At 36.8% G+C, this 11,417-nt stretch carries 12 protein-coding genes; all 12 read left to right on the forward strand.

Translation table 11 applies throughout. The features are described 5' to 3' along the window. On the forward strand, positions 1–286 hold a 286-nt coding region (locus RT445_RS02035), incomplete at its 5' end, for a citrate/2-methylcitrate synthase (RefSeq protein ID WP_313469537.1). Positions 287–365: 79 nt separating this feature from the next. Continuing rightward, complete coding sequence (icd, locus tag RT445_RS02040) at positions 366–1,628, forward strand: NADP-dependent isocitrate dehydrogenase (RefSeq protein WP_274794066.1); 1,263 nt, start codon at positions 366–368, stop codon at positions 1,626–1,628. 177 nt (positions 1,629–1,805) lie between these two features. Continuing rightward, positions 1,806–2,744, forward strand: a complete 939-nt coding sequence (gene mdh / locus RT445_RS02045) for a malate dehydrogenase (RefSeq protein WP_312506600.1) — start codon at positions 1,806–1,808, stop codon at positions 2,742–2,744. 206 nt (positions 2,745–2,950) lie between these two features. After that, complete coding sequence (locus RT445_RS02050; RefSeq protein WP_274794064.1) at positions 2,951–3,391, forward strand: MaoC/PaaZ C-terminal domain-containing protein; 441 nt, start codon at positions 2,951–2,953, stop codon at positions 3,389–3,391. Between the two features lie 52 nt (positions 3,392–3,443). Next, positions 3,444–4,160 carry a response regulator transcription factor gene (locus RT445_RS02055; RefSeq protein WP_274794063.1) on the forward strand — a complete coding sequence of 239 codons (717 nt, stop codon included), beginning with the start codon at positions 3,444–3,446 and terminating at the stop codon, positions 4,158–4,160. Further along, on the forward strand, positions 4,157–5,692 hold the full coding sequence (gene pnpS / locus RT445_RS02060) for a two-component system histidine kinase PnpS (RefSeq protein ID WP_312506599.1): 1,536 nt from the start codon (positions 4,157–4,159) through the stop codon (positions 5,690–5,692). The genes RT445_RS02055 and pnpS overlap by 4 nt, the downstream gene beginning before the upstream one ends. 354 nt (positions 5,693–6,046) lie before the next feature. Continuing rightward, positions 6,047–6,418 carry a CidA/LrgA family holin-like protein gene (locus RT445_RS02065; RefSeq protein WP_274797365.1) on the forward strand — a complete coding sequence of 124 codons (372 nt, stop codon included), beginning with the start codon at positions 6,047–6,049 and terminating at the stop codon, positions 6,416–6,418. Beyond that, on the forward strand, positions 6,415–7,128 hold the full coding sequence (locus RT445_RS02070) for an LrgB family protein (RefSeq protein WP_274794061.1): 714 nt from the start codon (positions 6,415–6,417) through the stop codon (positions 7,126–7,128). Before RT445_RS02065 ends, RT445_RS02070 begins: the two co-directional genes overlap by 4 nt. 136 nt (positions 7,129–7,264) lie before the next feature. Next, a complete protein-coding gene (gene hflK, locus RT445_RS02075; protein ID WP_312506598.1) occupies positions 7,265–8,227 on the forward strand; it encodes an FtsH protease activity modulator HflK in 963 nt (320 codons plus the stop codon). Then, on the forward strand, positions 8,227–9,237 hold the full coding sequence (gene hflC / locus RT445_RS02080) for a protease modulator HflC (RefSeq protein ID WP_313469541.1): 1,011 nt from the start codon (positions 8,227–8,229) through the stop codon (positions 9,235–9,237). The genes hflK and hflC overlap by 1 nt, the downstream gene beginning before the upstream one ends. Before the next feature lie 173 nt (positions 9,238–9,410). Further along, positions 9,411–9,833: a DNA polymerase I gene (locus tag RT445_RS02085; protein ID WP_274794058.1), complete on the forward strand. Its 423-nt coding sequence runs from the start codon at positions 9,411–9,413 to the stop codon at positions 9,831–9,833. A gap of 272 nt (positions 9,834–10,105) precedes the next feature. Then, a partial coding sequence (locus tag RT445_RS02090) for a 5'-3' exonuclease H3TH domain-containing protein (protein WP_313469543.1) occupies positions 10,106–11,417 on the forward strand: 1,312 nt, incomplete at its 3' end.

An 11,417-nucleotide genomic window follows, 5' to 3' on the forward strand; every position in this document is an offset into this window, starting at 1 on the left:
AACTGAACTAACTGGTAAACCAGAGCTTTATGAAATGTCAGTTAAAATCCATGACATGATCGTGGAACAAAAGAAATTACCTGCTAACGTAGATTTCTTCTCTGCGTCAGTGTATGATTCTTTAGGTATTGATCATGACCTGTTCACACCAATTTTCGCAGTATCACGTACTTCAGGTTGGGTGGCACACATCCTTGAGCAATATGCAAATAACCGCCTAATCCGTCCACGTGCTGAGTATGTTGGACCAGGCATGCAAAAATATGTTCCAATCAGCGAGCGCTAATTTGGAAAATATGCTAGAATGTTTGGGACTGTGTTATCACTAACACAGTCCTATGATTATGAATTTAGGAGGCAACAGAATGTCAAACAAAATTGTAGTTGAAAATGGCGTACTTAATGTACCAAATAATCCAGTAATTCCTTTCATCGAAGGTGATGGAATTGGTCCAGATATCTGGGCAGCAGCATCACGCGTAATCGACGCAGCAGTAGAAAAAGCTTATAACGGTGAAAAGAAAATCGAATGGTTAGAAGTTTTAGCTGGTGAAAAAGCATTTAACCAAACTGGTGAATGGTTACCACAAGAAACTTTAGACAAAATTAACGAATACTTAATTGCAATCAAAGGTCCTCTTACTACGCCAATCGGTGGTGGTATCCGCTCTCTTAACGTAGCATTACGTCAACAACTTGACCTATATGTATGCTTACGTCCAGTACGTCACTTTGATGGAGTGCCTTCTCCAGTTAAACGCCCAGAAGACGTTGATATGGTTATCTTCCGTGAAAACACAGAAGACATCTATGCTGGTATTGAATTCGAATCTGGTTCAGAACAAGCTCAAAAAATCATCAACTTCCTACAAACTGAATTTGGTGTAAACAAAATCCGCTTCCCAGAAACTTCTGGTATCGGTGTAAAACCTGTATCTAAAGAAGGTACTGAGCGTTTAGTACGTTCTGCTATCGAATATGCAATTAAACACAAACGCCCATCTGTTACTTTAGTTCATAAAGGTAACATCATGAAATTCACTGAAGGTGGATTCAAAAAATGGGGTTATGAATTAGCAGAAAAAGAATTTGCTGATCAAACTTTCACTTGGAACCAATACGATGCAATTAAAGCTGAACAAGGTGAAGAAGCAGCAAACAAAGCTCAAGCTGATGCACTTGCAGCAGGTAAAATCCTAGTTAAAGATTCTATCGCTGATATCTTCTTACAACAAATCTTAACTCGTCCAACTGAGTTCGATGTAGTTGCTACAATGAACTTAAATGGTGACTATATTTCTGATGCACTAGCTGCACAAGTTGGTGGTATTGGTATCGCTCCAGGTGCGAACATTAACTATGTAACTGGACATGCGATCTTCGAAGCTACTCACGGTACAGCACCAAAATATGCTGGTTTAGATAAAGTAAACCCATCTTCAGTATTACTTTCAGGTGTATTAATGCTTGAACACTTAGGATGGCAAGAAGCTGCTGACATGATCACTAAATCTGTTGAGCAAACAATTTCTTCTAAAGTTGTAACTTATGACTTCGCACGTTTAATGGACGGAGCAACAGAAGTGAAATGTTCAGAATTCGCGAATGAGTTAATCAAAAACCTATAATTTTCTATTCTACAATAGGAATTATCGCTAAAGCGGATGTTTTATTCTGCCGATATAATTAGGGTGAAAGTAAATTAAATTTAATATTTACGATAAACTTGTTTAATCGAGGGAGTGAGATGTATATCTCCTCCCTCTTTTAAAATATATAACCTAATTTTAAAGGAGCGTATTCAAATGTCTCTGAAACGTAAAAAAATCTCAGTAATTGGTGGCGGCTTTACAGGCGCTACTGCAGCATTTTTAGCAGCTCAGAAAGAACTTGGTGATGTTGTTTTAGTGGATATTCCACAAGCTGAAAACCCAACTAAGGGGAAGGCCTTAGATATGTGGGAAGCAGCGCCAATACAAGGTTTTGATTCTTTTGTACAAGGTACATCTAATTATGCAGATACGGCTAATTCTGATGTAGTCATCATTACTGCTGGTGTTGCACGTAAACCAGGCATGAGTCGTGATGATTTAGTCCAAATCAATCAAGGTGTCATGAAAACTGTTTCAAAAGAGATTGCAACGCATTCACCAAATGCCACAATTCTTGTACTGACAAATCCAGTTGATGCCATGACGTATACAGTATATAAAGAAACAGGCTTCCCTAAAAACCGTGTTATCGGTCAATCGGGTGTTCTTGATACGGCTCGTTTCTGTGCATTTGTGGCGGAAGAACTTAATATCTCCGTAAAGGACATTACAGGCTTTGTATTAGGTGGGCATGGTGACACAATGGTACCGTTAACTCGTTATTCATTTGCAGGTGGGATTCCATTAGAAACGTTAATCTCTGCAGAACGTTTAGAAGAGATTGTTGACCGTACGCGCAACGGTGGAGCTGAAATTGTCAACCTGCTTGGGAACGGCTCAGCGTATTATGCACCAGCTGCGGCTCTGATCGAAATGGCAGAAGCAATTATAAAAGATCAGAAACGTATTCTTCCTTCCATTGCTTATTTAGAAGGCGAGTATGGCTATCATGATTTATATTTAGGTGTTCCCACATTATTAGGGGCCAATGGCATTGAAAAAATCTTTGAGCTTCAGTTAACAGATAAAGAAAAGGCGGCTTTAGACCAATCGGCAGATGCCGTCCGTCAAGTGATGAAAATTTTAGTGTAATTTGATTATGACTCGTCATAAGGTGTCCAGATTTCTTGCGAGTGTGTTCAATACACTCGAAAAATAGAAAACGAGTAGGAATGATTCCTGCTCGTTTTTTTATATTCAAATATTGTTTAGGCTATTGTTCTTCTGCTTTTCATTGTACTTTTGGCATAAAATTGATACTATGAATGTAATATGATAGAAAAGGGGTTGGCGTATCTTTGCTTCAAAAAAATGGTAAACTTGGTCTTTCAATCGATGAAATAACAGTTGGCGAGAAAATCCATATAACTGAAAAAATTGAAGATAGGGATTTATTGCTGTATTTAGGGCTTACAAACGATAGTAACCCGCTTTATATTCAACATGACTACGCGGCAATGACACCTTTTCAGAAGCCAATTGTGCCGACAATTATGTTAAATGGAATTATTACATCAGCTGTGTCAAAGTATATTCCTGGACCGGGTGCACGAATTATTGAGCAACATTTAAAATATTTAGGACCACTCTATCATTATGAATTGTTTGATACGCTATTAGAGGTAACGGCAGTCAATAAATACGACAATACAATTACTGTGTCTGTACACTCCTATAATGAGCAAAAGCAGCTTGTGATTGAAGGTATGTTGCTAGTGACTCCACCACTTGCATTATAGACGTCTTGAGATTTGAAATGGGGGTTTCAAATCACTAACGGAGGCATTATACATGACAAAAACGATTTTAGTTATTGAAGATGAATTTTCGATTGCAACATTATTGAAATATAATTTAGAACAGGCAGGTTACGCTGTCGAAACGGCTGCTGATGGTCAAGAAGGACTTGAAAAAGCGATCGACTTACAGCCAAATTTAATTCTTTTAGATTTGATGCTTCCAAAGCTAGATGGTATGGAGGTATGTAAGCAAATCAGACAGCAACGTATGAATACGCCTATTATTATGTTAACTGCTAAAGATGACGAATTTGATAAAGTTCTTGGTCTTGAGCTAGGAGCAGATGATTATATGACCAAGCCTTTTAGTCCCCGTGAAGTATTGGCGCGTGTCAAGGCTGTATTAAGACGTTTCACACAAAACGTTGTGGCTGATGATAAGGATGAACCACAAGAGAAAATGTATGAGTTTGGCCAATTACGTGTGTTTCCGGAGCGTTTTGAAGTCTTTTTGCAAGACGAGGCACTGGAATTTACGCCGAAAGAATTTGAGCTACTCATATACTTACTTGAAAATAAAAATCGTGTACTAACGCGTGATCAGCTGTTAAGTGCTGTATGGAAATACGATTTTGCTGGCGATACTCGAATAGTGGATGTACACATTAGCCACCTTCGCGATAAAATCGAGGAAAATAGCCGTAAGCCGATGTTCATTAAAACAATCAGGGGTCTAGGCTATAAATTTGAGGAGCCGAAAACGACATGAAATCAATGAGCAAACGCTTATTCTTGACATTCATGCTTTTACTTGGAACGATACTAGCTGTCCTAATGATTGTTATAGGTCAGCTTTTTCCTGTTTATATCAAGCAATACCATGAACAAACAAACGCACAAATACAAGCGTCCATGGATCAAGTAATAGATGAGCGCAAGATTAAATTATCCAAGGAAGATCAAGAAGCATTGTATGCCGTACAGAGCAAAGGTCAAGAGGAATCTGTGCTAACGTATGTGCGTACCAGACTCTATTTAGTACTGGCTATTCTTTTTACGATCACTTTGATTTTAATTGCCATTATAAGTCGCTATATGATTCGTAATTTCACTGCACCGATTGATAACGTCACAGAGACGGCACTTGAGCTTGCAAAAGGGAATTATCGTGCACGTGCTCAAGAAAATGAACATGAACGTATGATACCACTTAGCCATTCTATAAACATTTTGGCACGTAATCTGCAGGATATTACGACAATACGAGAAGTGGAAGAAGAAAGATTGAAAACCTTAATTGAAAATATGGGAAGCTCTCTCATGATGATCGGGCGAGAGGGGAATATTTCTATAGTCAATCGGGTATTTCTAGAGCGCTTTGGTATGCAGCTTGATGAAGTACAGGGCAAAGTTTTTCGTACAATTGGCTTACCGAAATCATTGGAGCAATTTATTGATCATGTATTTTTAACTGAAATGCCTTATCGACAACAAATTAAAATGGAAATACAACAGGAGCTTTACAATAAAGAAGTATACGGGGCTCCTGTCATTGGCGACCATGGAAGATGGCTTGGTGTTGTAATTGTAATGCATGATATTACGGAACTTGTTCGATTAGAGCAAATTCGTAAAGACTTTGTTGCTAATGTCTCGCATGAATTACGTACACCTATTACTTCAATTAAGGGCTTTTCTGAAACATTACTGGATGGAGCCTATAAAGATGAAAAAATGCTGATCTCCTTCCTAGAGATCATTTATAAAGAAAGTAATCGACTTCAAATGCTTATTCAAGATTTATTAGAGCTTTCGAAGATTGAGCAACATGGCTTTACTGTCAATATTATGCCAATGGGCTTGCAGGATGTTTTAATCCGTGGAGCAGAGTTGACAGCACCACGCTTAGATGAGAAAAATATGAGTTTCCAAGTGGACATTGAAAGGGATGTCCAAGTGATGGGAGATGCCAATCGTATTATTCAAATTGTGACGAATTTAATTACTAATGCTATTACATATTCTCCTGAAAACACAACCGTTTCCATCCGTTTAAAGGAAAATGAAACATATGGCATTATAGAAATAGAGGACCAAGGAATTGGCATTGAAAAGCATGAAATCGCCCGCGTTTTTGAGCGGTTTTATCGTGTGGACCGTGCAAGAAGTCGAAATTCAGGTGGTACAGGCTTAGGGCTAGCAATTGTAAAGCATCTTGTAGAGGCCCATCATGGTCGTATTCAAGTGGAAAGTGAAGTCGGAATAGGAACGAAAATGATTGTCATGATTCCGAAAAATTAACAATTCCTTAACATGAATAACATGTTCCATTCATATTTGGGTACTATACTTGTTAGTAGAAACCCCCTATATGATTGTTAAGACGATAACCATAAAAAATCTGTTAAAGATTTTTAATAACTGCTTTTATTCCCCACAGGAAGAATCTACTGTCTAAATTTAGACGCTAGGTTCTTTTTCTGTTTTACAGGGAAGGTAAATAGGTGTAAAGTATAGTAGCATAAAAGTTTAACATGAATCTTACGCCGATTATGTTGTTAAACAATAGCTTTTACAGTCAGTGAATCAGTCTTCTTTTCATTTGAATCGTGTTTTTCTGACTGTGAAGGCAGAGAAAAAAATGAGAGAAGGATGATCATGAAAATCGTCAAAAGTATCGTGCAGATCGGCTATCTTTATATCCTATTATTTATAGGAAATACTATTGCACGCCTACTTCATTTGCCGATTCCAGGAAGCATAATAGGACTTGTTCTATTATTTTTACTTTTACAGTTTCATATAATCAAGCTTGAATGGATTGAGTTAGGCGCAGCGGTATTACTAAGTGAACTATTATTATTCTTTATTCCATCTGCTATCGGAGTTATTGATTATCAAGCCTTATTCGGTATGCAAGGAATGAAGGTTGTGCTAGTTATTGTTGTAAGTGCAATTGTTGTGATGTTTGTAACAGGCTATACGGCACAATGGCTAGAGCAACGAAAGAAGGGTAATACAATATGAATCTATTCATTACTATTGTCAGCTTACTAGGGACTATTGCTATTTTTTATATTAGTAAAATGATCTATAAAAAAAATAAAAAGGAATGGCTATCACCTATATTGATTACACCTTTAGTGATTATTTGTATTTTATTACTGACAGGTATACCTTATAAATCCTATAATACAGGAGCCACTGTTTTAACCAATTTATTAGGACCTGCAACCGTAGCGTTTGCAATCCCGATATATAAAAATGTTAATTTATTGAAAAAACATGCATTTGAAATTTTTATTAGTATTGCCGTTGGTTCTGCGGTTGCTATTGTATCCTCCTTTATCATGGCTATAATGGTAGGGTTAAATGATGAATTAGTGCATAGTTTAGTGCCTCGTTCTGTTACGACACCGATTGCAATGGACATTTCAAATATGATTGGTGGTTCTCCAACTCTAACAGCTGTTTTCGTTATGACAACGGGTATTTTAGGGAGCTTATTAGCACCTATCCTCATTAAAATATGTCGTTTTCATCGCCCCTCTTCTAAAGGCTTACTGCTTGGAATGGGAGCCCATGGCACTGGAACATCTAAAGCATTTGAATTTGGAGAGCTAGAAGGAACATTTGCCAGTCTAGCAATGATCGTTGCCGCATTAATTAGCATTGTCTTATCTACAACCATTTTCCCAGTTTTTGAACATCTAGTGATTAACATCCTGTTGCCTTAAAAGGTGACAGGATTTTTTATTTTAAATTGAGAGCTCTGGTAAGGGAGACCCCTCCGTAAATTATATGAAAATATTTTGAAACTTTTTTTAAATGTCTTCCGTAAACAGTAGTAATAAATAAAAGGGAGGAACAGACATGAGTGTGAAAAGGACACTAATGATGGTTGGACTTGGAATAGTTGGAGTTATAGCTCTTATTTCAGTTTTTACATCATGGTACACTGTGGATGAATCAGAACAAGCCGTTGTCATTACATTTGGTCGTGCAGATGATACAATAACTAATCCAGGTCTCCATTTTAAATTGCCATGGCCAGTCCAATCTGTTGAAATTTTGTCGAAAGAAACATTTAGTTTACAGTTCGGTTATAAGCAAAATAAATCAGGTGAATTAGAGGCATACGATGCCGAAACGAAAATGATTACAGGGGATGAAAATATTGTATTAACAGACCTTGTTGTTCAATGGAAAATTACAGAGCCTAATAAGTTTTTATTTAATTCACAAGATCCAGAAAGAATATTACATAGCGCGACATCGAGTGCCATTCGTTCGATTATCGGAAGTTCTTCTATCGATGCAGCGTTAACAGAAGGTAAAGCTGACATCGAAGCAAATACTCGTCAATTATTAGTTTCACTTATTGAAAAATACGATATTGGGATAAGTGTTTTAGGTGTAAAATTGCAAGATGTAGAATTACCAAATAAAGATGTCCGTGCAGCATTTACTGCTGTAACAGATGCACGGGAAATGAAAAATACAAAAATAAATGAAGCTGAAAAATATGAAAACCAACGCATTAGTGAAGCTGAAGGTGAACGAGATGCTATTATGTCGAAAGCAAAAGGAACTAAAACAGCTCGTATCGAGCAAGCACAAGGGGATGTAGCAGTCTTTAATAAAATGTATGAGCAATATAAGGGCAATCAGCAAATTACACGAGAGCGATTAATTATAGAGACGCTTGAAAATGTTCTACCGAAAGCACAAATTTATATTATGAATGATGATGGTAGTACAATGAAGTATTTACCACTTCAGCCATTACAGCCTCAGCAGGCACAAACAGAGAAAAAAGAGGGGAGCGGTAATTAATGGACCAAAAAAATAAGGACCTTGACAAATTCCTCAATTTTTTATCAGGTAAAAGTAAAAAAGCTGCTCCATCAGATGGTGATTCTGGGGACAATGTAGTGAAAATGTCAAAAAAGGGCCCTAAGAATCCAAAGAAATATATCTCCCTAGCTATAACTTTATCTGCAGTGTTTGCTCTTGTAATTATTCTACTATCTAATATTTATATTGTGAAAGAATCAGAATATGCTGTTGTTCGACAATTTGGAGAGGTTGTAAAGTTTGAACGTGAACCAGGTTTAAATATGAAAATACCTTTTATCCAAAGTGTCACAAAGCTACCAAAAAACCAAATGACATATGAAATTTCAGAGGAAGAGATTAATACAAAGGATAAGAAGCGGATTATTATTGACAATTATGCGGTATGGCGTATTACGGATCCTAAGTTATTAATTTCAAATGCAGGTACAATTGAAAAAGTTGAATCTCGTATGGAAGAGTTTATATATTCTGTAATTCGCTCTGAACTTGGCCGAATTAACTACACTGAAATTATAAACGATGAAGATTCTTCGAGAGGTAGCATAAACGATCAAGTAACTCAACGTGTTAATGAACTTCTTTCCAACGATAACTATGGTATTGAAGTAGTAGATGTACGTATTCGTCGCATTGATTTACCTACTGAAAATGAGCAATCTGTTTTTACGAATATGATTTCAGATCGTGAATCAATTGCCCAAAAGTACTTGTCAGAGGGAGATGCACAGAAACGTCGTATTGAGGCCCAAACGGATCAACAAGTACAAGAAATGCTTGCTAAAGCAAGTAAAGAAGCTGCTTTAATTCAAGCAGAGGGTGAGGCAGAAGCCGCAAAAATTTACAATAAATCATTCTCCCAAGATCCTGAATTCTATTCTTTATATCGCACACTGGAATCCTATAAGAAAACAGTGGGAGAGGATACAGTTATCATTTTACCTGCCTCATCACCATATGCAAAAATATTATCTGGTTATATAAAATAACATCAAGTCGTCTCGTTTGTTATCGAGACGACTTTTTTATGAAAATTATAATTATCACTTAATTTGAAATGTTATTTTATGAAAATAATAGAAATGTATAATTTTTTATTCCCCTCCCAACTATAATTTGATAGAATGATAATGTTTAAAAAGAATAGTTGGGGGTAATAGCTTTGAAATTAAGAATTAGCACATGGCTCCAAAATTTAGGAATTGCTTGTAGTATAGCATCGTTATTGACATTGTTCTTCCGCCTATCAGAATTTTCATGGATGACAAGAACTGTTTATCATATACCCGTATTTTTTGTAAGTATCTTTTTAGTTAGTATCGTCATTGCAGAGGATGTAAGAAATCTCTTTAAAAAACTGTTTTGGTATGAGAAACGTAAAGTTCAGCGTCCAATTTGGCAAGTGGGGATTGGCTTTATATTCTTTTTAACTCAAATTAGTACTGTTATGGTATTTGGACAAGAGTTAACACAGCCACAATTAGGTGGAATGCCTTTGTTTTTAGTATTTGCGTTTATGAATGCGTTTATCTTAACGGTTATTTATGAGGAAATTTTTTATCGTCCAGTCAAAATAAAAGCATAAATTAATCACTTTCATTTAAAGGAGTTTATTCTTTGAATGGAAGTTTTTTTATGTTTGCAACTTGACTAATCGCAAAAAGCTGCAAAATTGGATAGTGCATCAAAAGCGATCATTAGGATAAGGCCCTCCGTTGTCATCGGCTTTTTTATTTGAAATATGCTGTTATTGTTGGCAAAATGGTTGTTTTCCCGATAAAGTAGAAAGGAGAAGCATTTTCAAACATACGTTTTCGTTTTACAATTAAGTAGAAGACAACGCAGGAGGATAAAAACATGACTAAAGAAAAATTACTATTATTGGACGGTAATAGTTTAGCGTATCGCGCGTTTTTTGCGTTGCCATTGTTAACGAATGATAGTGGCATTCATACCAATGCTGTGTACGGCTTTACAACAATGCTACAACGAATATTAGAGGAAGAACAGCCAACAAAAATATTAGTCGCTTTTGATGCTGGAAAAACAACATTCCGCCATGAAACGTTTACGGAATATAAAGGTGGGCGACAAAAAACCCCACCAGAATTATCAGAGCAATTCCCTTATTTACGCAAGCTAATTGATGCCTATGGAATTAAGCAATATGAACAAGAATTATATGAAGCGGATGATATTATAGGAACGCTCGCTAAAGAGGCATCATCACAGGATATGGATGTGATTATTGTATCGGGAGACCGTGATTTAACTCAGTTAGCGACAGAGCAAGTAACGGTCTATATTACAAAAAAGGGCATTACGGAAATTGAGAAAAATACACCAGCCTTTATTGAAGAAAAGTACGGTTTAACGCCACTACAAATTATTGATATGAAAGGCTTAATGGGAGATTCTTCAGATAATATTCCTGGAGTACCAGGTGTCGGTGAAAAAACAGCAGTAAAATTATTAAAAGAGCATGGCTCCGTTGAGGCACTTTATGAGGCAATGGATACGTTGAAGGCCTCCAAAATGAAGGAAAAGTTGGTAGCTAATGAAGAGCAGGCCATCATGAGTAAGAAGCTGGCAACGATTTATACAGATGCTCCAATTACCATTTCACTTGCTGATCTTGTTTATAACGGGCCAAACGAAGAAGAATTAATGAGTGTTTGGCGTGAGCTTGGCTTTAAATCACTCATTGAAAAAAGTGATTTTACAGTCCAAGAAGAAGAACAAGCACCATTTGAATATGAGTTAGTGCAAGAAGTAAAACCAGAAGACTTAAAAGATGTGATGGCTGTACATGTTGAGCTTGAGAATGAGCATTATCATACATGTCAGCAATTAGGAATCGCTTTATCAGATGGTACTAAGACACAATATATCCCGTTTGATATTGCAGCAAAATCAGATGAACTTCGTCGCTGGTTAGAAGATGCAACAAAAATAAAATATATGTCTGATTCTAAGGCAGCTCAAGCGGCATTAAAGCGAGCAGGTATTCAATTAGCAGGCGTTGACTTTGATTTGCTTTTAGCCTCATATATTAATAATCCTGGGCTAAGTGGAGATGATGTTGCCACACTAGCAAGGGAGTTAGGCTACTATGATGTCCAAGCAAATGAGACGGTTTATGGCAAAGGAGCTAAGCGTGCGATTCCAA

The organism is Lysinibacillus sp. (assembly GCF_032093475.1).
Classification (GTDB): Bacteria; Bacillota; Bacilli; order Bacillales_A; family Planococcaceae; genus Lysinibacillus; species Lysinibacillus irui.

Coding starts and splice junctions, on each gene's coding strand:
- hflK (WP_312506598.1), top strand. CDS start 7,265: ATGAGTGTGAAAAGGACACTAATGATGGTTGGACTTGGAATAGTTGGA.
- hflC (WP_313469541.1), top strand. CDS start 8,227: ATGGACCAAAAAAATAAGGACCTTGACAAATTCCTCAATTTTTTATCA.
- icd (WP_274794066.1), top strand. CDS start 366: ATGTCAAACAAAATTGTAGTTGAAAATGGCGTACTTAATGTACCAAAT.
- mdh (WP_312506600.1), top strand. CDS start 1,806: ATGTCTCTGAAACGTAAAAAAATCTCAGTAATTGGTGGCGGCTTTACA.
- pnpS (WP_312506599.1), top strand. CDS start 4,157: ATGAAATCAATGAGCAAACGCTTATTCTTGACATTCATGCTTTTACTT.
- RT445_RS02055 (WP_274794063.1), top strand. CDS start 3,444: ATGACAAAAACGATTTTAGTTATTGAAGATGAATTTTCGATTGCAACA.
- RT445_RS02070 (WP_274794061.1), top strand. CDS start 6,415: ATGAATCTATTCATTACTATTGTCAGCTTACTAGGGACTATTGCTATT.